20 protein-coding genes are annotated in these 24,146 nt (G+C 43.8%); 10 read left to right on the forward strand and 10 right to left on the reverse strand.

The window, feature by feature from the left end; translation table 11 throughout:
* Positions 1 to 49: 49 nt before the first annotated feature.
* The 5 genes from GGD38_RS05450 to GGD38_RS05470 all read left to right on the forward strand — a co-directional run bounded on the left by GGD38_RS05450 (position 50) and on the right by GGD38_RS05470 (position 4,377).
* Complete coding sequence (locus GGD38_RS05450; protein WP_375299030.1) at positions 50 to 895, forward strand: GMP synthase; 846 nt, start codon at positions 50 to 52, stop codon at positions 893 to 895.
* A 138-nt stretch (positions 896 to 1,033) separates the two neighbouring features.
* Positions 1,034 to 2,227: a hypothetical protein gene (locus GGD38_RS05455; RefSeq protein WP_375299029.1), complete on the forward strand. Its 1,194-nt coding sequence runs from the start codon at positions 1,034 to 1,036 to the stop codon at positions 2,225 to 2,227.
* Positions 2,228 to 2,242: 15 nt separating this feature from the next.
* Entirely contained in the window at positions 2,243 to 2,560 is a 318-nt protein-coding gene (locus tag GGD38_RS05460; RefSeq protein WP_375299028.1) for a cupin domain-containing protein, read from the forward strand.
* Between the two features lie 4 nt (positions 2,561 to 2,564).
* Positions 2,565 to 3,443 (forward strand): LytR/AlgR family response regulator transcription factor, encoded by an 879-nt coding sequence (locus GGD38_RS05465; RefSeq protein ID WP_375299027.1) that lies wholly within the window; start codon positions 2,565 to 2,567, stop codon positions 3,441 to 3,443.
* Between the two features lie 250 nt (positions 3,444 to 3,693).
* A complete protein-coding gene (locus tag GGD38_RS05470) occupies positions 3,694 to 4,377 on the forward strand; it encodes a hypothetical protein (RefSeq protein WP_375299026.1) in 684 nt (227 codons plus the stop codon).
* Here GGD38_RS05470 and GGD38_RS05475 read toward each other — a convergent pair.
* Together GGD38_RS05475 and GGD38_RS05480 are read right to left on the reverse strand one after the other, a co-directional pair.
* Positions 4,374 to 6,431 carry a putative porin gene (locus GGD38_RS05475; protein WP_375299025.1) on the reverse strand — a complete coding sequence of 686 codons (2,058 nt, stop codon included), beginning with the start codon at positions 6,429 to 6,431 and terminating at the stop codon, positions 4,374 to 4,376. The genes GGD38_RS05470 and GGD38_RS05475 overlap by 4 nt on opposite strands.
* 75 nt (positions 6,432 to 6,506) lie before the next feature.
* Complete coding sequence (locus tag GGD38_RS05480; protein WP_375299024.1) at positions 6,507 to 7,328, reverse strand: purine-nucleoside phosphorylase; 822 nt, start codon at positions 7,326 to 7,328, stop codon at positions 6,507 to 6,509.
* Positions 7,329 to 7,552: 224 nt separating this feature from the next.
* Here GGD38_RS05480 and sucC point away from each other — a divergent pair, with 224 nt between their 5' ends.
* Positions 7,553 to 8,764 carry an ADP-forming succinate--CoA ligase subunit beta gene (gene sucC, locus GGD38_RS05485; RefSeq protein WP_375299023.1) on the forward strand — a complete coding sequence of 404 codons (1,212 nt, stop codon included), beginning with the start codon at positions 7,553 to 7,555 and terminating at the stop codon, positions 8,762 to 8,764.
* A gap of 187 nt (positions 8,765 to 8,951) precedes the next feature.
* Here the strand turns inward: sucC and GGD38_RS05490 are convergent, their stop codons facing one another.
* Positions 8,952 to 9,413, reverse strand: coding sequence for a hypothetical protein (locus GGD38_RS05490; protein ID WP_375299022.1), 462 nt, complete (start codon positions 9,411 to 9,413; stop codon positions 8,952 to 8,954).
* A 1,525-nt stretch (positions 9,414 to 10,938) separates the two neighbouring features.
* On the opposite strand from GGD38_RS05490, the gene GGD38_RS05495 reads away from it, so the two are divergent.
* Positions 10,939 to 11,424 carry a GNAT family N-acetyltransferase gene (locus tag GGD38_RS05495; protein ID WP_375299021.1) on the forward strand — a complete coding sequence of 162 codons (486 nt, stop codon included), beginning with the start codon at positions 10,939 to 10,941 and terminating at the stop codon, positions 11,422 to 11,424.
* Positions 11,425 to 11,574: 150 nt separating this feature from the next.
* Here the strand turns inward: GGD38_RS05495 and GGD38_RS05500 are convergent, their stop codons facing one another.
* From GGD38_RS05500 to GGD38_RS05515, 4 genes are all read right to left on the reverse strand, one after another.
* Complete coding sequence (locus GGD38_RS05500) at positions 11,575 to 12,189, reverse strand: SprT-like domain-containing protein (RefSeq protein WP_375299020.1); 615 nt, start codon at positions 12,187 to 12,189, stop codon at positions 11,575 to 11,577.
* Positions 12,182 to 12,586 carry a hypothetical protein gene (locus GGD38_RS05505; protein ID WP_375299019.1) on the reverse strand — a complete coding sequence of 135 codons (405 nt, stop codon included), beginning with the start codon at positions 12,584 to 12,586 and terminating at the stop codon, positions 12,182 to 12,184. The genes GGD38_RS05500 and GGD38_RS05505 overlap by 8 nt, the downstream gene beginning before the upstream one ends.
* 421 nt (positions 12,587 to 13,007) lie before the next feature.
* Positions 13,008 to 13,448: a polymer-forming cytoskeletal protein gene (locus tag GGD38_RS05510; protein ID WP_375299018.1), complete on the reverse strand. Its 441-nt coding sequence runs from the start codon at positions 13,446 to 13,448 to the stop codon at positions 13,008 to 13,010.
* Between the two features lie 19 nt (positions 13,449 to 13,467).
* Positions 13,468 to 13,863, reverse strand: coding sequence for a hypothetical protein (locus GGD38_RS05515; RefSeq protein ID WP_081149241.1), 396 nt, complete (start codon positions 13,861 to 13,863; stop codon positions 13,468 to 13,470).
* 137 nt (positions 13,864 to 14,000) lie between these two features.
* Between GGD38_RS05515 and GGD38_RS05520 the strand changes: the two genes are divergently transcribed.
* From GGD38_RS05520 to GGD38_RS05530, 3 genes are all read left to right on the forward strand, one after another.
* Positions 14,001 to 17,099 (forward strand): tetratricopeptide repeat protein, encoded by a 3,099-nt coding sequence (locus GGD38_RS05520; protein ID WP_375299017.1) that lies wholly within the window; start codon positions 14,001 to 14,003, stop codon positions 17,097 to 17,099.
* A 234-nt stretch (positions 17,100 to 17,333) separates the two neighbouring features.
* The gene (locus tag GGD38_RS05525) at positions 17,334 to 19,733 is read left to right on the forward strand and encodes a transglycosylase domain-containing protein (protein ID WP_375299016.1); all 2,400 of its coding nucleotides are present in this window, start codon (positions 17,334 to 17,336) and stop codon (positions 19,731 to 19,733) included.
* Positions 19,734 to 19,878: 145 nt separating this feature from the next.
* Complete coding sequence (locus GGD38_RS05530; RefSeq protein WP_375299015.1) at positions 19,879 to 20,988, forward strand: DUF2911 domain-containing protein; 1,110 nt, start codon at positions 19,879 to 19,881, stop codon at positions 20,986 to 20,988.
* Between the two features lie 384 nt (positions 20,989 to 21,372).
* Here the strand turns inward: GGD38_RS05530 and GGD38_RS05535 are convergent, their stop codons facing one another.
* From GGD38_RS05535 to hisF, 3 genes are all read right to left on the reverse strand, one after another.
* Positions 21,373 to 22,461, reverse strand: a complete 1,089-nt coding sequence (locus GGD38_RS05535; RefSeq protein WP_375299014.1) for a redoxin domain-containing protein — start codon at positions 22,459 to 22,461, stop codon at positions 21,373 to 21,375.
* Between the two features lies 1 nt (position 22,462).
* Positions 22,463 to 23,065, reverse strand: a complete 603-nt coding sequence (gene hisIE / locus GGD38_RS05540) for a bifunctional phosphoribosyl-AMP cyclohydrolase/phosphoribosyl-ATP diphosphatase HisIE (protein WP_375299013.1) — start codon at positions 23,063 to 23,065, stop codon at positions 22,463 to 22,465.
* A gap of 271 nt (positions 23,066 to 23,336) precedes the next feature.
* A complete protein-coding gene (hisF, locus tag GGD38_RS05545) occupies positions 23,337 to 24,098 on the reverse strand; it encodes an imidazole glycerol phosphate synthase subunit HisF (protein WP_375299012.1) in 762 nt (253 codons plus the stop codon).
* Between the last annotated feature and the right edge of the window lie 48 nt (positions 24,099 to 24,146).

A 24,146-nucleotide genomic window follows, 5' to 3' on the forward strand; every position in this document is an offset into this window, starting at 1 on the left:
GGGCGTCCCGATAAAATCGGGACGCCTTTTGTTATTTTTGCACTATACTATGAATAAACCAACAACCATAAGAGTGGCGTTGCTGGACCTGTACGAGGGGCAGGTAAATGAGGGCATGCGATGCATCCGCGATATTTTGAGCCAGTATAGTAAAGCAAACAATATCAACCTGGTATGTACAGAATTTGACGTTCGGCTAAAATGCCAGTTTCCCAATCTGGATTTCGATATATACATTTCATCAGGTGGTCCCGGTTCACCCCTTGTGAACGGGCTTGAATGGGAACGGCTGTATTTTGAATGGGTATCTATGCTCGAGCAATATAATCGCAGCGAACAGGGCCCTAAAAAACATGTTTATTTTATTTGTCACTCCTTTCAACTGGCGGTTCAGTATTTCGATGTGGCTAAAGTAACCAAACGTAAATCCACCGCTTTTGGCGTTTTCCCGGTACATGTGTTACCAGGCGGTGAAGGCGAGCCCATCTTCAACGGACTGCAAGACCCATTTTATGCAGTTGACAGTCGCAACTATCAGGTGGTGGAACCCGATCATGAGCGTATTGAGAAAAAAGGCGCCGCCATTTTGGCTATAGAAAAAGAACGCCCGCATGTACCGCTTGAAAGAGCCATTATGGGTTTGAGGTTTAACGATTATATGGTAGGCACACAGTTCCATCCCGAAGCGGATGCACCTGGCATGAGCCGCTATCTGCAACGACCCGATAAAAAACAAATGGTGATCAACAACCATGGGTTAGAGAAATGGAAATCCATGATTGAACAGCTCAATGACCCCGATAAGATACTGTTCACCTATTCGCATATTCTTCCTAACTTTCTTGATATGGCGTTAGGCGTAAAACAGAATACAGCTGCAAGCTTCAAGCTATAAGCCGTAAGCAAATACAGCTTCGCATTGTAGCAAGGTAACCTTTCATTGCGAGCCCGGCAATAAAAGAACTAAGAACTAAAAACTCAGAACTAAGAACTGCCTTTTCCTCCGTACCTTCAAACATAAAACAGTCACAGCATGGTACCCGGTTTGCGAAAAGCGTTCAACGATTCCTTTACCGATCAGCAATACGAAGCATTTTTAAAAGACCTGAACAGTAAGTACCCCGGCGCCATTGAATTCAGGCTATGCGAAACACCCATTTTTGTAGATAAAGCATTTGCCGATAAAACCATCGAAGCCTGCGAGCATATTATTGATGTAATAACCGATCCGGCATTTAAAGAAATTACCGAGTCATCTATTCCCGCAAGCGAACGCGTTCCAAACGAAAGCGATCATTGCGAATTGTTCTGTTTTGATTTTGGCGTATGCCTCAATGAAGAACAGGAACCCGAACCACGACTTATAGAAATGCAGGGCTTCCCTACCCTGTTTGGCTTTCAGGTTTTTTATCCCGATCTGTTCAGAGAATATTTTCCTGTTCCTGAGAACTATAGCCAATACCTGAACGGGCTTACCCGCGAAAGTTATTTGAAGCTGTTGAAAGAAGTGATCATTGACGATGTGCCTGTAGAGAATACTATTCTGCTTGAAATAAAACCACACGAACAAAAAACCCGCATCGATTTCTATAATACACGCGATTACCTGGGCATACAACCGGTTTGTATCACTGAATTGATACAGGAAGGAAAAGACCTGTATTATATGCGCAACGGTAATAAAACAGCCGTAAAACGTATTTACAACCGCGTTATATTCGATGAATTACTGGCAAAGAAAGATTCGTTGGGCAGGTTTACCGATATTACCCAGCAACTGAATGTGCAATGGGTGCCGCACCCTAACTGGTTTTACCGTATCAGTAAATATACTTTACCCTTCCTTCATCATACATACGTGCCTGCCACTTATTTCCTGAATGAAATAAAACAACTTCCGGCCGACCTGGAGAATTATGTACTGAAACCGCTGTTCTCATTTAGCGGCAAAGGCGTGGTGATAGATATAACGCATGCTGATATCGAAAACATAACCGACCCGCAAAACTGGATCTTACAAAGAAAAGTACAATACGCCGATATTATTGAAACACCCGACGGGCCGGCCAAAGCAGAGCTCAGGATCATGTATGCCTGGAAAAAAGGCTGGCACCGTCCGCAACCCATCATAAACCTGGCCCGTTTAAGTAAAGGAAAAATGATAGGCGTAGCTTACAATAAAGACAAAAAATGGGTAGGCGGCAGCGTTGCTTTTATTGAACGATAATTATAACATCTTTATATGCAACATCTCAACGACGTTAAAGGCAAAGAAATAGTACCAGGTTTGTACGGCCGTTTTGTTCATGGCGATAAAATAACCCTGTCTTTTGTTGATATACAACAAGGCGCGGTATTGCCCGAGCACAGCCATCCGCATGAACAAATAACCTTTATTATGGAAGGGGAACTGGAAATGGTTATTGGTGGTGAAAAAATGTTGCTTACACCCGGCATGGTACATGTTATTCCCGGGAATGTGCCACACAGCGCTATTGCACGCACTGCTGTTAAAGTTTTAGATGCATTTTCACCGGTTCGCGAAGATTATAGAGTATAGCATTATGGTAATACACCGTCCTTTCCCTTTAGATACGCCTTCGGTTAAAAGTTTCCGGTATACCTTTTATGCCGCCCTGTGCGTATTTATGATCCTTGTATTGCTTCAACCCTTTGGCATTAACGAGGTTAAAAATACGTCGCTGGTGCTGAACGCCGCTTTATATGCCCTGGTAACTTTTATTACCACCTCAATAAACACTTTTTTACTTCCCTGGCTTCTCCCTACTGTTTACCGCGAGGAAAAATGGACGGTAGGCAAAGAATTTCTGCATATGTGCTGGCACCTGGTGCCCATTTCCTTCGGCAACTGGCTGCTTACCCATTGGCTATATGGCGCGCCCCTATCGTGGCACAACTTGTTCGGCTTTTTCTGGATCACTTTTGTAGTGGGTATTTTTCCCTTATGGCTGAACATATTATTAAAGCAACAACGCCTGTTAAGAAAATACCAGGTTGGTGCCCACCGGCTCGATGAACAATTAAAACAGCCGGAACCGCAGCCCCAGCCAACCATTTTGCCGGCAGCCATTGTTTTTACCAGTGATAATGGGAAAGAACAATTTTCTGTTAGTCCCAATAGCATCCGGTACATTACTTCGGCCGATAATTATGTTCGTATTTTTTATGTAAAAGAGCTGCAAACAAACTCCCACCTTTTGCGCAACACCCTGCGAAAAGCTGAAGAGGTGCTGGCTCCCAATCCCCAGTTTTTCCGCTGCCACCGGGCCTATATTGTAAACCTGTTGGAGGTAGAACATGTAAGCGGCAATGCCCAGGGGTATAAACTTCATTTAAAGGATATGGAGGAGACGATACCGGTTTCGCGGAACCTAAACAACAAATTAACCGAAGTATTAACGAAGGTACAGAACCATACCTAAAACTGTTACAAGGTACAAGTTGCAGGGCTTTTTCTGCAGCACTCATTATTTTAAGACACCTTGAAACCTGCCACTTGCAACCGCCCCTTAAGCGCGCTATTCATCCCTGGTAACAGGAAACAGGCAACAGTACCTTCTATTCACCCCAAACTCATGCATTTCGTCCCTTCCGTTTGGAAAACGCACTGATATACAGGCATTTTTGCAGTAGGCAATAACGCTTTGCCGGTAACTCAAAAACGCAAAAAGTATGACCAGCCTGTTAAAAATTATGCTCGTTCTGCACATCATCAGTGGTTTTCTTTCCCTGGCCTGCGGCCTTTTCTCCATGCTCAATAAAAAGGGAGCCCGCAATCACCGGCTTACCGGTAAGCTTTTCTTTTATGGCATGACCGGCGTATTTATTACCGCCACTTTTATCGCCATTGCCAGGAATATTCCCTTTTTGTTAATGGTAGGCTTTTTCAGTTATTACCTCGCCTGCTCAGGCTACCGGGTTTTATATTTAAAAAAATTACATCTGCAGCAACAACCTGCCCCACTCGATTGGGTGATCAATATTACCGGAATTGCAGCCGGCATTGCCTTAATAGTGTTCAGCTATACCTGGTTTACCCAACGGGGCGCCTGGGGAGCGGTGCCGCTTACATTTGGTATTTTTTGCCTTATCAATGGTTATAAAGATACCCGCCGCTTTTACCACCGGCCAACTGATAAACAACATTGGTTCTTTACGCATGGCGGCCGTATGGGCGGTGCATTTGCAGCAACCGTTACCGCATTCATTGTGGTGAATTTGCAAATAGGCTCACTTACCTGGCTGTTGTGGATCTTGCCAGGTGTTTTAATTGGAACATGGATAGGCGCTATACTGCGGCGCTATCGTAAACTTTTTCAGGGAAAGAAAGCGGCCGTTAGTACAGCCAGCCTTTAATCAACAAAACTCCAGAAAATGCCTACCCGTATCTGTAACCCAGGATATGGGTAGTCGAGCGTAGGAACGTTATTCTTTGTAAATCCTCCTGCAGTAACGTCGAGAGCATTAAGATTCTCAGCACGAACATAGGCGCTGAAACTTTTAATACGAAAATGCAGGTACCCGTTTATATCGGGCCGGCGCAAACTTACATTAGATTCGTTCTGGTAAGTATATTGGCCAAGCAATGGCGAATAGTTTGGCGCTTTATAATCAGTGAAATAACGCAATTCTGCACCGAAGCTAATACGCAGGTTCTTAAAGCCCAGGTTGCCGTCGTAACCTATTTGGTTTCGGGTCGAAAGCAGAGGCACGTTAACCGGCCCATCGCCTAAACGCTGTTGTAAAACGATCCACGTTTTCCAGTTCCAGCCGCCGCCGATCTTAAAGATCTTTTCGGCCTGCACCTGTAACAGGTTAAATAGTGTGCGAGCCTGATCAACTTCAAAATAGCTTTTATAATAAGCATAATTGGTAACCACAAAATACTTACCGCTTAATTTCAACCTCAGTTTAGGCTGCGTAAAAGAAGCAAACAGTATAGAGGTGTTCTCTTTTTTGAAGTTTATAGGCGAACTTGTAGTATCGAGGTAATAGCTACTATTAGTATTGAACACATAAGAAGGCGTACGGTTGGTATTTTGGAAACCTAATTCAAGGTAACCGATCTGTCTGCTGATCAACCGTTGCAAACTGATGTATGCATTATAATCACCGGCATTAAATCCACCTACATAAAAATTACCCAACGCTTCAATATCCCATTTCTGGTTGCGGGTACGATTGCGGTACTCGCCATGTACAAAGAAGTTATAATAGTTTTTGGAGAAGGCACTGTCGTTATAATATATAGAATCAAGAAACTCTCCCTTTAATGATTGAAAAGAAGCGCCCAGCTTAAGGAATTGTTGCGGGTTCTTTGCATCGGGGAAAGTATAGATCGAAAAGTCGTTCGTAAGGTCTTTCCAGTGCTCCCTGTTACGAAAGGTATCTACGGCTTGTCTCAGATTAATACCATAATAATTCTTGTAATAATTTGCGTCGGCGGCTACATCCTGAAAACGGTAGTGATAAGTGCTTAACCCAATGGTATGTTCCAGTCGTAAACGTGGATAGAACAGGGGGATCACCGTAGAATCATTTACTACTATAGAATCTTTTTGTCCAACGTCGTATTGCTGGCGCATCATATACGTGGCATTGGTATAAGCCGTACCGGTAGGAATAACGGTGCTGAAGAAGTTCCTGCTCCCTGGTTGATCGGGACCTACCTTGGTAGGAATGTTGGCACGTTCATCGTACCCGGCAGGAAGGCTGTCGCTGCTTAAGTAAGAATTATCTTTAATACCGCCATTTTCACCTGAGCGTAGTTTGTTACCAACTATCACTATAAAGTTCTGATACCGCAGGTCCTTTGTCTTGTACCAGCTTGTAAAGCGGTAATTATTATGGTTGGTATTCTGGTTCTGAAAAGCGCCCGGTGAGTTGATCAACCGGTATTCAAACGCCATATTCCAGTTGGGTCCCCGGTTCTGGGTATGCATCAGGCGAATGAATTGTTCACTTCGTGAGCCCAGCATGTAATTAATTTCGGCATAAGGCCTTGTAGTATTATAAAAACGGGCATCACTCACCGTTAAATTATATACATCGTATGCGTGAAAGCCATGGTCCCACCCCGCTATCATTTCAGGATTGAACAACAGGCTGCGGGTGGCGGTACCAAAATTCCCTAGTGAAATATGATGCCAGGGACCCGGGATCTTTTGTGTGAAATCGTACAATACAGAGTCAAAATTACGTAAGCGGGCTGTATCAAGAAAACGGAAACGAATAGTAATAGAATCTTCCAAACCGGTACGGTGGGCAATACTATCGCCACCACCACTCATAGACATTCCGCTAAACCGGCCCTGTGCTTTTTGAAAGAGATTATTTTGCGCTTTTGCAGTATTTACAAAGCAGGTAAGCAGCAACAGGGTGCCAATAAATATGTTACAGATCCTTAACACGTATGAACGATTATTAAACAAGGCGACAAATTAATAATTATTAAACCGTTAGCGGTTATAAGAAAGTTAATTGTATTACAGTTCGGCAACCAGTTGTTTGAATATGGTTGTTAACTTCGGCTCAGCTTCTTTGGCAGCCTGTAATACTTCTTCGTGTGTGATGATATTATCTTCTTCCCTTATACCAATATCGGTAATTACACTAACTGCAAATACTGGCAGTCCCATATGCACGGCAATGATCACTTCCTGCACTGTGCTCATACCTACCGCATCGCCACCCATGCGATGTATCAGTTTATACTCAGCCCTTGTTTCAAAAGTTGGACCGGTTACCCCGAAATACACCCCTTCCTGCACCTTTATATCAAAGTCAGACGCTATTCTTTTTGCTTTTTTTATGATCTCTTTCGGATAAGGCTCACTCATATCGGGAAAACGTGGTCCCAGGTCTGCATAGTTTTTCCCTAACAACGGGTTCACAATACTGAAACTGATATGATCGGTGATGATCATAAGGTCGCCCACTTTGAATGCAGGATTTACTCCACCGGCGGCATTTGATAACAACAAATGGGTAATGCCCAGTTGTTTCATTACTCTTACCGGATAAGTAACCTGGTCGGGCGTATAGCCTTCATAAAAATGGAAACGGCCGGCCATTACCACTACTTTTTTACCGCTTAATTCGCCAAACATCAGTTTGCCATGATGGCCTTCAACCGTAGAAACCGGGAAATGAGGAATTTCATTGTATGAAATTTCCTGTTCAACATTAATTTCCTGCGAAAAATTTCCCAGTCCGCTTCCTAAAACAATTCCTACCTGGGGAACGTGCGCATACCTGCTTTTAATAAAGGAAGTGGTTTCATGTAATTGTTGAAGTAAATCGGGCATAACTGATTAATAATTGTTAATGGCGTGATTACTGGTTGAAAATGCGTGCAAATATAAGAGTTTCCGGGTACCGGTTGCCAGTTACCAGGCCCTGGTAACCGGTGACTGGTAACGGGTAACAATGTCTTTTTCGCAATCGTTCCCGTAAATAGAGCGTCTGTAACTGAGCACAAAGGCTACACTTAATAGCTTTTTTGCTTATTTTCGCCAAAATTTTTTACGGCATGAATCTTCACGAATACCAGGCAAAGGAATTATTGAAAAAATACAATGTACCGGTGCAGGAAGGAATACCGGTAGACAGAGCCGACGCGGCCGAAGAAGCATATAAGAATTTAAAAGTTCAGTTTGGCAACAACTTCGCGGTTGTAAAAGCTCAAATACATGCAGGTGGTCGCGGAAAGGGCAAGATCCAGGGCACCGAACAACGCGGTGTAGCAGTAGGTAAAAGTGCCGAAGAAATTAAAACTATCGCTTCTAATTTATTGGGTGGCACCCTTGTTACCATTCAAACTGGCGAAGCCGGTAAAGTGGTGAACAAAGTACTGGTAGCACAGGACGTTTATTATCCTGGTCCCAACCCGGTAAAAGAGTTCTACTTATCAATTCTGCTCGATCGTACAAAAGGACAGAATGTGATCATGTACAGTACCGAAGGTGGTATGGACATTGAAGAAGTAGCTCACAACACGCCCGACAAGATCTTCAAAGAGTGGGTTCACCCAAGTGGTGGCTTACAGGGTTTCCAGGCACGTAAAATTGCCTTTAACCTGGGCCTTAAAGGCGAAGCCTTCAAGAATTGCGTAAAGTTCGTTACCAATTTATATAATGCTTACGTTGGGTTAGATTGCGCTATGCTCGAGATCAACCCATTGTTCAAAACATCCGACGAAAAGATCATCGCTGTTGACTGTAAAATGGGTCTCGATGATAACGCGTTGATGCGTCATCCTGAGCTGGAAGCTTTACGCGATATCAGCGAAGAAGATCCTACAGAAGTTGAGGCTGGTAAATACAACCTGAACTTTGTAAAACTCGATGGTAACGTAGGTTGTATGGTAAACGGCGCCGGTTTGGCCATGGCTACTATGGATATGATCAAACTGAGCGGTGGTGAGCCTGCTAACTTCCTCGACGTAGGTGGTACAGCTAATGCCACTACTGTAGAAGCTGGTTTCCGCATCATTCTGAAAGACCCTAAAGTAAAAGCGATCTGCATCAATATCTTTGGTGGTATCGTACGTTGCGACCGGGTTGCTCAGGGTGTTATCGATGCTTATAAATCAATTGGCAACATCACTGTTCCTATCATCGTTCGTTTACAGGGAACAAATGCCGAAGAAGCTAAAAAGCTGATCGAAGAAAGTGGTCTGAAAGTACAATCAGCCATCTTGTTAAGCGAAGCTGCTGCGCTGGTTAATAAAGCGGTGGCATAGTTTAAATTCAGTGATAAGATATATTACTAGCCCCATTTCATAGAAGTGGGGCTTTTTTTATGCCTGAAATGAAAAATGAAGAATTAGAAATGAAGAAGGGAATACAGAAGAAATATTGAATACTGAATGTAGAAGTAGCGGGCCCGGGAATGGAAGAACTGAGAACTAAAAACTAAGAATTGAGAACTTATTCTTCTTTCATATACTTCTTAAACCACCCAATAACAAAACTTACACGTTTGTGGGTTTGTTGCAGCAATTGATCGTATACAAGGTTTTTTACGGTATCAGGCTTCTCTTCAAGGGCGTATTGGGGGTTACCTGCTTTATCCATTACTTCAAAGTGATTGATGGTATAGCGATACCGGCCGTTCACAATTTCAACACTCATATGCAGGCCAACCGGTACAAGGGAAGGAGTTCCTATGCCATGCAATTTGGCCTTTACATTTATATAACCTTTACCCGATACCAGCAGGTTGGCAGGTTGTTCCCTGCGGGCCACCGTATCCCAATGGACCAAAAACGGCTGATTAAAAAATGACTTGGCCCTTTCCATGGAATGGGTGGTATTTTCGGCCACTACTTCACCATAATACTGAAACTCGCCCGAATTGGCCCGGGGTATTTGACCGATGGCCTTTGACATCAGCACCATTGATATCCATATAATTATTAAAGGCCGCATAACTTTTATACAAGGTAACATATTGCAGGGATTGTTAATAACCACTCAACATAATTACGGGCCCGCAACAAAGATGTTGCTTTTGATCATGCCCTCTATAAAAAGAAAATGCCCCCACAACGGAAAAAGTGGGGGCAAACTTTTGAGAGACGGTTTCTATGTTTTCACAAGGATAGCTGGATTAGCTTTTCATTCGGACGCTTGGACTTTAAGTTCTAGTTTTTCAAAGGGACGTGGATCTTGGTTTTTCGGACTTTGGACATTTTGGATTGGTTTTACATTGGATACGGTTCGGTTTTTCGGACTTTGGACGTTTGGATGCTCTTTCACAGGGTTTGGATCGGTTTTTCTGGACGTTGGACTGGTTTTTCTATTGGACTTTGGATTAACTTATAATTTGTTTTCGTTTTTGCTTACATAAAGATCGAAATATTATCCGCTTTTATCTCATTTCATCGCCTCTTATTCAATCAACTCCTTGGTAAACTTATTTGTATCTAGGAATATACCCTTATATCTATACGCACTTTTAAAAAATAAGCCAACTAACGGGTATGGTCATAAAAAAACCCGCCCTTACCAGACGGGAAATATTGTTGATTAGTTGCATTACAATATACCACAGTAACACTGGTTTTCATAGATACAGAACAGTTATGATTATTTTGTTTTTCGGTTTGCATTGGACGTTGGATGAGCAAAAATAGCTGAAACATCTATTCCTGCATTGCCACCATAAAAATGTAACTATTTCTTTAAATTAGGAAGCATTCGGTAAGATAACTTATTGCACATCTGCGATTATTTTAGAAACCACTACGATGAAACCATTATGCTGCGTATATTCCGAAAATTCGCATACTCGTACATTTACTAACTGTGTAAAACATTCATTTACTATCTGCAACACATTATATCGTGGATATCTTATTACGTGTAGTTTATTCTTACGTTATTCATCAACCAATATCTTTGTAATCGTTACTTAACACAAGAAAAACACAAGTGCTATCGTTATGTAATTGCAAGGATCTGTGTTTTCATTTTCTGCCCAATTTAACCTCTACTTCCTGGTTGGTGTTGTTACTAGTAACACACCGTATTTTCTGTAATTGTAAAATTTAGTACTTATCTATTGTGGATAAACTAACTTTTGGCATAGATTTTTATCAAAACAAACTGTAACCAAATCAATAACCTGATTAATCTGTAGCAATGAAAAATCCCGTACGACTATTCTTCGGATTCATCTTTGTAACCTATGTTATCATTTATAGCTTAATGGCTTTATTGGCATAGTTTCTTTCTGTATCACATGTTCCTATTACAAAGATCATTAACCCTCCCAGGCGTTTATACTTTCTCCTTACTGTATAACCGATATTAACTGTAGAACTTCCCTGTTGATCGTCACCCAATTGGTATGTTTACGTTAAACGAACCTCGTGCCTTGCACCTTGTACCTTATTCTCGTTACCTTCGTTGCATGTCAACAGTTAACATTAGGACCATTCAACCAGCCGACAACCAGGCGCTTGCTGTTATCATCAGAAATGCCCTGGCTGAATTTGGCGCCAATAAACCAGGCACCGTTTATTACGATGCTACTACCGATGCTTTGTACGAACTGTTCAGGCAGCCGGGCAGCATCTATTATGTAGCTGAAGAAAACGGGGTGCTTATTGGTGGCGCCGGTATTTATCCATCACCAGGTTTACCAACCGGTACCTGTGAGCTGGTTAAAATGTATTTATCACCTGCTGCACGCGGAAAAGGCATTGGTAAAGGATTGATAGAAAAAGCCCTTGCATTTGCAGCTGAAGCCGGTTACCGTAATGTTTATATTGAAACCATGCCCGAATTAAGAAAAGCGATGTCGGTATACGAGAAGTTTGGATTTAAATACCTTGATGGGCCAATGGGTAATACTGGTCACTTTGGATGTGATGTATGGATGTTGAAAGAGTTGTGAGGTGAGTGGTGAATGGTGAGTGATGAGTGGTGAGTGATGAGTGGTGAGTGATGAGTGGTGAGTGATGAGTGGTGAGTGGGCTCGCGAATGTTAAAGCTAATATACTAACTTGTGCCGCCAAAAATTCAAGCCGATTGCCGATTGCCGCTTTTAACACGCCTTCACCTCATATATAGGGCTGAACAAATACAACTTCCCTGTTTGTACTTCAACACACTGAAAGCGCTTGCGCAGTTTCTTTCCTTTTTTGAAGATGCGGCCTTCGCCAATATCGAACAGCTGTCCTTCGGGTAATTGTTCAACCATTACCATTCCATTATCACGATCGAACTTTTTCAGTACGCGCATAAGGCCTTCGTCGGCGCAACTACTGGCGGGCAGGTCGTGCATCGATTGTTTCAACGCCTGCTCTACTATAGGTGGAAAGATCTCCTTTCCCAAAAAATCTTTCAGTAACATAGCGTACAGGTCCTTCCACTCGCGGCCATGGGGCGAAACCCGGTGCCCGAACTGAATAAAGGTTACCAGGTGGGCCAGTTCGTGTATAAGCGTAATAAGAAATGCGTAGGGATTTAAATTACCGTTTACACTAATGCGGTGATTTTTATCGGTTGTAGCGTGGCGGTAATCGCCAAGAATTGATTTTCGCTCGCGGGTAATAGTTAAGTGTACCTTATACTGGTGCAGGAATTCAAGCACCCGTGGTACGGCCGCTGCCGGAATAAATTTACTTAGGTATTCTAAAGGCGCCTGCTGCTTAGACATTCTTTTTTGGCTTGCTCAGTTTCATCAGTATCACCACTTCTATGGTCGTATATACCAGGTACAGGAACATACATCCCAGTATGCCGCCCTTATTTACATCCTTCTGCACTATGCTAATATAAATAAACACGGTCACCAAACAAATCATCATTTTTGAAAACACCCCACCATATACCGTGCGTACAATAGCCGCAGGATTACTGGAGCCCATGGAACGGGAAAACAGGTAGAACGCAACGGCAGTTGCCGCAAACAACACCAGATTGCCGATGATCAGCACATCTACATCAATACTCCAATCGCTAAGTCTTGGCCGGCCGGTTATGAATAACACAGTGGTTATCACAAAGAACAATAACAACGGAAGGAAAGACTTGAATACCGGATTCTTCTTCATGGTTTAAAAATGGATGGCAAAGATAGGTTGTGGAGTTGACATGTTGACTAGTTGACGAGTTGATAAGGGTTCGCCTCTGTGCGGCAGACCTATTAGTATTAGCCTCGCTATTAGCATCACTTGATAAAGTAAAACTAACCTATGATATAAGCCCCTCCCCCTACCGGGAAGGGGGCCGGGGGGAGGCCCGGAGTTGGCCAGGGGCCGAGGCCGGGGCCCAATAAAAAGTCCCGCCGGTGGGCGGGACTAAAATAATTTAATAATGGTATCCAAAGTAAGCAGATCACCAACGTGAGGTTATGATTTCCAGGTATTAATAAACCAACCTATTTTTTGCAAAAGACATCCCTGTTCCGGTAACAACGGGGTTATCGAAGAGGTGCGTTCAACAAGTACATAGGGGCGTAACCAGGTCGAATTATCAGGCTTTCTGAAGCTCTTTTTCTCTTACCTTTTTATCGGCAACAACTTCATTTACCTGACCATTGGTAGCTGTGGTCATGTGACACTGGCCATTGAAATTGGCGCTGGGCTCTATTTGCAGCTTTCCTGCATATAAGTTCCCGTTCACATTGCTACCACCCTTTAATTGCAGCAATTCTTTCACTTTAATGGTACCAGATACTTTCCCCATAATATCGGCCTGCTGACCCGAAATATCGCCTTCAACAGAACCATTGGAGCCAATAACTACTTTTGCCTGGCATTGAATATTACCCTGAAGGTGGCCATCGATACGGATATCGCCATTGCTGGAAATATCGCCTTTCAATGTTGTTCCTGCAGCAATAATTGTTGCAGCCCCTGAGCCGGGTGCTGATACTTCTCCGGTTGTTTCGGATTTGGATTTTTGATTGAACATACGGAAATGGTTGGTTTATCTATTCTTCGATATTCTCTGTTTGAGGAATGGAAAGCGTGGTTGTGTCTAACTTAACGCTGATATTCCCCTGCAAAACACTTTTAACGTTATCAAGATACTTATCCTTATACTGCATTGCCTGTTCCAGCGAATCGGTACGAACCTTCAGCTCGCGCAACTCACGCATGGTGTTAACATCGCCATATCCAGGTATGTACATACGCAACGGGGTAAACACAATAAGTGCTACCGTTAAACCGGTGAGCAGTACAAAAATGGTGCTAAGTGTGATGTAAACACTCAGTCTGGATAATTTAAACGTCACAACCTCTTCGTAAGTATCATCGTTCATCACTACCAGTCGGTACCGGTTCTGCAAGCGCTTCAGGGTAGATTGGGCATCGAATTTAGCCATAGAGAGAGTTTCAAAACGCTAAAGGTAATAAGTTATTTTAATTAGTGGTCACGAGTATAAAAATTAACGTTCTAACAAAATATTTTTCTTGAAAATCAGTTAATAAGATTTTAGTTTGTGGTAGAAATTCAAAGGACTTGACGAGGACACTTGCATTAATCATTATCTTAATAACAGCGCTTCCTAAGCTGAATGCTCAGGGGCCTTCGCTTTCTTTTGACTTAAAGAAGCCGCAAAAATTTGAAAACCGGAAACTGGCTTCCGAAAAGACCGAAAGCCGGAAATTCCACGCAGTACGGCGTTTTACCCAAAACGGTATTACCAAATTCAACTATCATTTCAACGCATACAAGAAACTGGCCGATGTAATTGCCCGCGGTAAAGCAATGCACAAAGACGATTACAGCCGCCTGCTTTCTTTTTATAATTACAGCCTCGAACAAACCGCAAAAGATAAAACAGAGCTCGATTCCGTTATTTATAAAGCAAATGCAGGTATACTCTTACACGACCTTCGCAACAGCTGGGTCGATAACCTGTATATGCTCATGGGCCAGGCCTATTATTTTAAAAATACGCTCGACTCGGCCTACTTCAGTTTTCAATACATCAATTACGCTTTCTCACCCAAAGAAAAAGACGGGTACGATAAACCCATAGGCTCCAACGCCAATAAAGACGAAGGTGGTAGTGTGTTCACCATTTCTACCAAAGAAAACAGCAGCGTTCTTCATAAGGTGTGGTCACGGCCACCCAGCCGCAATGAATCGCTCATTTGGCAAATAAAGACCTATATAGCCAATGACGAACTGCCCGAAGCTGCGGGTTTAATTGAAACGCTTAAACACGATCCTAATTTTCCACAACGTTTAAAAACCGACCTGGCCGAAATGCAGGCATGGTGGTTCTATAAACAACAGGTATACGACAGCGCTGCTATCTATCTTGAGCAGGCATTACCCAATGCAGAGAACCGCGAGGAAACAAGCCGCTGGCTGTACCTCATTGGACAAATGTATGAGCGGGCCAAAAATCCCGCCGATGCAGGTAAGTTCTATGAAAAAGCAGTTAGCCATACCCTTAACCCGGTACTGGAAGTATATGCCCGGTTAAATGCCATTCGCCAGAACAAAGGCGACGATAAAGTTATTCAGGAGAACATCAATGAACTGTTACACATGGCGCGTAAAGACCGCTATGTGGCCTACCGCGATATTATTTATTTCGCCGCTGCCGAAATGGAGCTGGAGCGTAACAATATCGCAGGCGCCAAAGCGCTTTTATTAAGAGCCACGGTAAACCCCGGTGAAGATCCATCGGTTCGCTCAAAAGCATTTTTACTGCTGGGCGATCTGTGTTTTAAAGAAAAGAATTACCCCGATGCCAAACGGTTTTACGATAGCATTACTGTTTTAAAACCCGATCTCGTTGACCTGGCATCGTTTAATAAATTAAAAGCAGCGCTTTCAAAGATCGTTGCTTATCAAAATACCATTACCCGGGAAGATAGTTTGCAACGTGTTGCCGCCATGCCCGATGCTGAGCGGGAGGTTTACATTAAAAAACTGGTAAAACAGTTACGCAAAACACAAGGGCTTAAAGAAGATGATGCCGGTGAAATTACGGGCGGTCCATTATCGTTCAATGATAATAGTGGGCCCACCGATATGTTCAACAGCAACGCCAAAGGCGACTGGTATTTTTATAATGCCTCGCTGAAAGGAAAAGGCTATACTGAGTTTAAAGGACAATGGGGCAACCGGCCAAACGTTGATAACTGGCAACGGTTAGCGGCCATAAAACAGTCGAGTGCAACCGCAACAGCCAATATCGATGAAGCCGAAGTCAACGGAGGTAAGATTACACCCGCCGGCGCCCTATCGTACGAGGAATTGTTGAAAACCGTTCCGCTTACGCCGGCGCAAATGGCTGCCTCGAACGACTCTATTGAAAAAGCACAGTTCAACCTGGGTAAGGCTTATCTCGAAGGACTGGAAGATTATGCTTCTACCATCAACACCCTCGAAGCCTTCCTTACCCGTTTTCCCGAAAGTAAGCACAGACCCGAAGCCCTGTTCCTGCTGGCTTATTGTTACAACAAAACCGGTGATGCCGCAAAAGCAGCCGCCGTACAAAGTGAGCTGAAACAAAAATACGCAGGTACAAATTTCGAAAAGATCGTATCGAACCCCAATGGCATTTCGGCCGACAGCACTGCCAAACTCGATATGACCCGCCGCTACGACAACATTTACAACTTATATATTGAAGGCAATTTCGATGAAGCGCAGGCGCAAAAGAAAATTGCCGATAGCATGTACAACAAAAACTACTGGACACCCCAGTTGTTGTACATTCAATCTGTTTATTACATCAAACAACGTCAGGACGATTCGGCCAAGAAAACCCTTACCGATATCACCCGCCTGTTCCCCACCTCACCAATGGCTGCCAAAGCCAGGGCATTGATAGATGTATTAAGCCGTCGCAAACAAATTGAAGAATATCTTACCAATTTACAAATAGAGCGCCCGGTGGAAGACAGCACCGCAGAACCTGTAGCAGTTGTAACGCCGCCGCCAGTTAAGCAGCAACCGGTTGTACAACAGCCTGCTGTTCAGGAGCCGCCTGTAGCGTCCAAACCCGATCCCAAGCCGGCTACCAATATGCCCAAAACACAGCAGCCAGCCACTACTGTGCCCAAGGTAGATCAGCCAAAACCAGATGTGGCCAAAATCGACAAGCCGGTTACAACACCAGTGAAACCACCTGTAAACCAGTTGCCGCCACCACCGGTGAAAAAAGATTCTGCAGCCATACCAAAGGTGAAGGTGGAAGAACCCAAACCGCTGGTGCTTACGCATAATGCAGAACAGCCGCATTATGTGGCCATTGTGCTCGATAAAGTAGACCCCGTTTATGTAAACGAGGCCCGCAATGCTTTTACCCGCTACAACCGCGAGCAGTATTCTACCAAAGGTTTAAGTGTTAACAACCAGAACGTAAGCGATGCGTACAAACTGGTGCTCATTGGCGCTTTTCCTAATGCAGGCGATGCTATGAACTACATTGAAAAAACTAAAAAGCTGGCAGCCACTGAAATAGTGCCCTGGTTACCGGCAACCAAATACTCATTTATCATTGTTACCGATAACAACCTGCAGGTATTGATGAACACCAAGGATGTTAACGCACTTAAACAATTCCTGAATCAACAATATCCCGGTAAATTTTAATCTTTTAATTCGCTTCTAAGGGAGTTCTAATTCTATTATTCTTTTTTTTCATTTTCAACGCATTATCTTTTCCGTTTGCTTACCGCTCAAAACCGGCCAGTGGCCTAAAAAACTGGCTGGGAAAAATTATTAAGAATACTTTCGTAGCAGGGGCTGGTTTTATCGGGTATAAAGCATGATTTTTGCAATTCGTAAAATCCCGGGGAAAAATTCCGGTTTACAAAACGCCCAACTATGACGCGCGCAGTTAAAATATTCTGGAAAGTATTTCTTATTGGATTTCTGGTGATTGTATTAATGATCACACTTATAAGCGTTGGCTTGTTTGGAAAAATGCCCTCGCTAGCCCAACTGGAAAATCCTTCCATCACCCTGGCCTCTGAGGTGCTTGGCGACGACGGTACCCTGCTTGGGAAATATTATAAAGAAAAGGGGAACCGGAGCTTTGTTGGCTACAAAGACATTTCGAAACATGTGGTTGACGCCCTGGTAGCTACTGAAGACGAACGTTTTTACGACCACTCCGGTATCGATGGCAAGTCGCTGGCCCGGGCCATATTTTATATGGGTAAAGAAGGCGGTGGCAGTACCATTACCCAACAGCTGGCCCTGAACATGTTCGATGAAAGAGCCGAGAACAAGATCACCCGTTTAATACAGAAGTTGAAAGAGAACATCATTGCCGTAAAGCTGGAAAGGAATTTCACCAAACAGGAGATCCTTGCCCTTTACCTCAATACGGTTTCTTTTAGCGATAACGTGTATGGCATTCGCAACGCTTCACGCACCTTCTTTTCAAAAGAACCCGACCGTCTTAATGTGGAAGAAGCCGCTGTTCTTATAGGCATGCTCAAAGCTACCGGTACATATAACCCACGTACCAACTATAAAGCATCGTTCGAACGCCGCAATACCGTGCTCGATCAAATGACGCGCAATAATTATCTTTCCGAAGCACAGGGAACAAGCCTTAAAAAAGATCCCATAAAGCTCAACTATAAAAAGCTGAACGAGAACAATGGTATAGCGCCTTATTTTCTCGATGTAATTCGCGATGATCTGAAGAAATGGTGCAGCGAACATAAAAAGCCCGATGGCGACAACTACGACATTTATGAAGATGGGCTGCATGTATATACTACCATCAATCCCCGTATGCAGTTGTATGCAGAAGAAGCGGTGGCCAAACACCTTCCGGTACTGCAACGTGCATTGGCCAGCCAAAGAAGCTTAAAGAACGACAACGTTTGGAAAGGTCATGAGAATGTGCTCGAAAGCAATATGCGTAACAGCGACCGCTGGCGTAATCTAAAGGCAGAAGGGCTTAGCGATGAGCAGATCAAAAAATCGTTCAGGACAAAAGTTCGTATGAAGGTGTTTGCCTGGAACAGTAAACGCGAGAAGGATACCATTATGTCGCCGCTTGATTCTATCAAGTACCATCGCGAAATGCTGCAAACCGCCTTTATGGTTACCGATCCTATGAGCGGACAGGTTAAAGCATGGGTGGGTGGAATCGACTTCAAGAACTATAAATACGATCACGTAAACCTGAAAACAAAACGTCAGGTTGGTTCATCAATAAAACCATTTTTGTATGCGCTTGCTATAGAAGAATATGGTTTCACACCAGAAACCATGTGTGAGGCCACGCAACAATACTTCCCCGGTTCGGGTTATGTACCTGCAAAACCAAACCCCAAAGTATCGGGTACACGTACCATGGCTACCGGTTTGGCCTATTCTATTAACGAAGTAGCGGCCTATATAATAAAACAAACCACGCCCAAACGTTTTGCCGAGTTCCTTCATCAGATCAATATACCAACCAAGGTAACGCCCTACCCCAGCATCAGTTTGGGTACCTGCGAACTGTCGTTGTATGAAATGATGTGGGGGTACAGCATGTTCCCTACCGGTGGCTTTAGTATTAAACCGGTATACATTACCCGTATTGAAGACAAGAACGGTAATGTACTGGCCCGCTTCGATACCGAACGTAAAGAAGTGATCAGCGCCGCGTCGGCTTATACTATGGCGCGCATGATGCAGGGACCTGTTGATTTTGGTACTGCTGCCGGCTTACGTGGCCGTTTAGGCGTAGCCGAAATGGGCGGTAAAACAGGTACTACCAACGATAACAGCGATGCCTGGTTCTTTGGTTATACGCCTCAGTTACTGGCCGGTGTTTGGATAGGTTGCGACGACCGCTTTATAAGACTGGAAGGCGGATTAGGTTATGGTGGCGCAGCTGCCCGGCCTATTTGGGAAGCATTCTATGCAAAGGCATTTGCCGATAAAACACTGGGGCTCGATAGACAGGCCAAATTCGTAAGACCTGAAAGCCTGCGTAATGAATCTTATTACGATATGGGCAACCTCATTGAGCAAACACCACCACCCGGAGCCGAAGGCGCCGATGTGGGTGGTGGCGACGCAGCTGCCTACCTCGATAAACCCGATACCCAGAATATTCCAACAGAATCGAAAGAGGCTATGGAAGAACAAAAGGTATTGAAAGAAGCCACCAGCACAAAGAATCAGATACCTAAAGACTCCATACTGCCTGATGAACAAAAGAAAAAGAAAGGTTTCTTTAGAAGGCTTTTTGGCAAAAAAGAAAATAAAGAATAAACATAAAAACCTTCCGATGCACCGGAAGGTTTTTCTTTTACACCATCCTATGTTTTAACCATCTAACCCGCCGTTAAACAACAGGTGTAATTATCATGTAGCGATTTTGAAATACTACGTAGCTTATATTTCAAAATTAACTGACATGAAAAAGATATTGATTGCTTGTTTAGCATTGACATGCTATATCGTTTCTTACTCACAGTTAACCGCACCGCCCTTTGGTGGTAATAAAAAAGCCATGGTTGGCGAACGCATTGGCATTACCGATGTTACCATCCATTACGACCGGCCAGGTGTAAAAGGCCGCGAAGGAAAGATATGGGGTGAGCTTATTCAGAAAGGTTTTACCGATCAGGGTTTTGGCACCAGCAAAGCAGCACCCTGGCGGGCAGGGGCCAACGAAAATACGACCATTGAATTCTCTACACCGGTAAACATTGAAGGACAGGCGCTGCCAGCCGGCAAATACGGGTTCTTTATAGCCTATGAGCCCGAAGAATGTACCGTTATCTTTTCAAAGAATGCAAGCTCCTGGGGCAGCTTCTACTACGATCCTAAAGAAGATGCGTTGCGCGTTAAGGTAAAACCCAAACCACTCGATAAAAGCGTTGAGTGGTTAACGTATGCTTTTACCGATGAAACCAATAGCGGCGCTACCATTTCTTTAACCTGGGAAAAATTACAAATACCCTTTAAAGTAGAAACCGATTATAACAACCTGCAATTGGAATCGTTCCGCCGCGAGCTGCGTAGCGAAAAGGCCTTTAATCCTGGGTGGCAAAGCTTTAACCAGGCCGCACTGTTCTGTTTACAAAACAATGTTAGCCTTGAAGAAGGTATGAAGTGGAGTGAAGATGCTATTAACCTGCCCTTTATTGGACAAAAGAATTTTACCACGCTATCAACCAGGGCCGGCTATTTAAGAAAGTTCAATAAAGAAGCAGAAGCCGATGCGTTGATGAAGGAAGCATTGAACTTAGGTACCATGAACCAGATACACGGTTATGCACGGCAGTTACTACAACAAAAGAAACCAAAAGAGGCCTTCGATGTGTTTAAGGTAAACTACGACAAGAACCCCAACGAGTTCACCACCCAGGTGGGTATGGCGCGTGGCTATTCAGCTATAGGTGATTATAAAAAAGCATTGGGCTTTGCCCAAAAAGCCCTTCCCAAAGCCCGTGATAATGTGAATAAGTTGAGTGTGGAGAAGATGATCAAGACGTTGCAGGAAGGGAAGGATATTAATTAGTTGACGAGTTAACGAGGGAGTTGAAAAGTTGATAAGGTTGATATAGTTGATACAGTTGATAAAGGCAGGTTCATAGTTCTTAGTTTTCAGTTCTTAGTTCCTTTAAATTCAGAACTCGCGATTAATAGCTGGCGGTCGATAGTTTCAGTTTTCGAGGCGGCGCGACGGTGTACGGCGTCGCGCGAAGCTGTATTTATTTCACGTTTGCCGTTTCACGTTTTACGATTAGCAAGGCTCGAAGCATTGCGAGCCATTGCCGATTGCCGATTGACGATTGCCGGTGTTGAGTCACCATACACGAAAAAAGCTGCCTGGGAACCCAGACAGCTTTTTTATCTGTAATATTATTCATTTTAATTCTTCCCCTTTAGGGGGCCGGGGGCATTACTTACATCCCAACAACTCACACAACTTCGCTTCCAGATCCTGACCACGCAGGTTCTTACCTACGATCTTTCCACTGGGGTCTACAAGAAAGTTCTGTGGAATGCTTTCAATTTTGTATTTACGGGCGGCGGCATTGTTCCATGATTGAAGATCGCTCACTTGCGTCCAGGCAAGGCCATCGTCTTTTATAGCCTGGATCCAGCTTTCGCGCGACTTATCGAGCGATACACCCAATACGGTGAAGTTTTTGTCTTTAAACTTTTTAAATGCGGTTACAACATTAGGGTTCTCCATACGGCAGGGTTTGCACCAGCTGGCCCAAAAATCAATCAGCACATACTTACCTCTGAACGAGTTTAACGATACCGGTGTACCGGTTGTATCGTTCTGGGTGAATTCGATGGCTTCGCTGCCAATAGTACCAACTTTGCTGGCGGCTAAACCTTCTTCCAGCATTTTTCCATAAAAGCCCTGTTGGTTGGCGGGGCTCAATTTGGCAAAACGTTTCTCCAGTATAACCGGGTCCTGCTCCAGTTCGCGGGTAACCACCAGCAGGAACGGTGCAACAGGCGATGCCTTTTTTTCTGCAACAAACTTTTCAATAGCAGCTACCGTTGCATCGAATGTAGTTTTAGATAATGCTACCAAAGAATCGTTCGGTTGTTGATTCGGAGTGGCATACATCTGCTGGTTCAACGCCGTAAGCTTTTGAAACAATGGGTTGAAGATCTTCTGAAACTCGTTGAAATCGTTGTTCACTGCAGAACCCTTCACCACAAAGTCCTTCACGTTTTCAATATTACCCTTTACGGTTATGTTCTCATTGCCAATGAATAATATCGATTTTTTTCCGGCAACATCAAAATTCAGCTGATGCAGGTTGGGCTCAGCTATTGTTCCCTTTAATACAAACGTACCCTTGTTTACCACACCTCTTGCCACGGTATCGGTAGGTTTGTTCATGTCAACCAGGCTTACCTTGCTTTTTTCAGCCAGTCCGGTTACGGTACCCGTTATCACAAATCCCTTTTGCTGCGCCATTACCGCACCGGGTATTAAAAAAAGTCCTGCTATCAGCTTCTTCATATTACTTTTTATTGGAGTGTCGGTTTTGTAAAATACTTACCACCTGTTGCAAATTATAACCTTTTGCGTTAAGTAATACCAAATAATGGAACATCAGGTCGGCCGCCTCGTTCAGGAACAGGTCTTCGTTACTATCTTTTGCTTCAATGACCAGTTCTACCGCTTCTTCGCCTACTTTTTGGGCAATTTTATTAATGCCTTTGTTAAAAAGCTGACGCACATACGACTTTTCGTCCTCGCTCTTTTTACGTAACTCAATGATATCCTGCAAGTAATATAAAAAATCCTCGCTATGGTTACGTTCGCTCCAGCAGGTATCGGCGCCGGTATGGCAGGTGGGGCCCAGGGGCTGGGCCTTTATAAGTAAAGTATCGTTGTCACAATCTGACAGTATTTCTTTTACCAGCAGGTGATTGCCACTCTCCTCGCCTTTTGTCCACAGCCGTTGTTTACTGCGGCTAAAGAAAGTCACTTTGCCTTCAGACATTGTTTTTTTCAGGGCCTCTTCGTTCATAAAACCCATCATTAGCACTTTGTGGGTTGTAAAATCCTGAATTATGGCGGGCACCAGGCCATCGCTGTATTTATTGAAATCTACTTTCATGATCATTATTTGTTAGTTCATTGAACCCTTAATCAATCGGCAATCGTGAATCGGCAATGGGGCCCGAAACTTAAAGCCTCGCTATTCGTGAAACGGTCCGCCAGCTGGCGGATGAAACGTGAAAAGGCTCGTGATTTTTATCCAAATCACAAATAGCACGCTTAAAACTGCAATACATTTCCATTATCACATTATCAAATTATCACATTGGCTTTCACCTCTTTCACCTTTTCAGCCCCCTAGTCAACTCGTCAACTTGTTAACTCGTCAACTAAACCGGCCGTATATTAATGTTCTTGCCCTGCAAATATCCTTTTAAATCCGGAATAGCAATTTCTTTAAAGTGAAATATGCTGGCAGCCAGGGCGGCATCGGCCTGGGCCTGTTCAAATACATCAACAAAATGCTCCATGGTGCCACCACCACCCGATGCAATTACCGGTACAGGCAACTGGGTGGCCAGGGTACGCGTTATATCTAAAGCAAACCCGGCCTTGGTACCATCGTGGTTCATAGAGGTTAGTAATATTTCGCCGGCGCCCAGGTCAACGGCCTGCTTTGCCCAATCAACACAACGGGCCTCGGTTTTGGTACGGCCACCATTCAGGTACACATACCATTCGCCATCCTCTTCTTTTCGGGTATCTATAGCAAGCACTACACACTGACTGCCAAATTCCTTCGACAGCTCCTGTATCAACTGTGGATTTTTAAATGCGGCAGTGTTTACCGATATCTTATCGGCGCCGTTTTGCAGTAATGCGCTTACATCATCAACACTGCTAATGCCGCCGCCTACAGTAAACGGAATATTGATATGGTGAGCAATGCGGTTCACCAGCTCGCGCAATGTTTTTCTTTTTTCAACAGTGGCTGTTATATCTAAAAAAACCAGTTCATCGGCGCCCTGTTGTGCATACAATGCACCCAGCTCTACCGGGTCGCCGGCATCACGAAGATTCACAAAATTGGTCCCCTTCACCGTGCGGCCATCTTTTATATCTAAACAGGGGATGATACGTTTACATAACATTGTTATTATTTTTTTTGAACCTCTGGTGGTTCTTTTAACTTATCGAAT

It is taken from the genome of Niastella sp. OAS944, assembly GCA_024809215.1.
Taxonomy (GTDB): domain Bacteria; phylum Bacteroidota; class Bacteroidia; order Chitinophagales; family Chitinophagaceae; genus Niastella.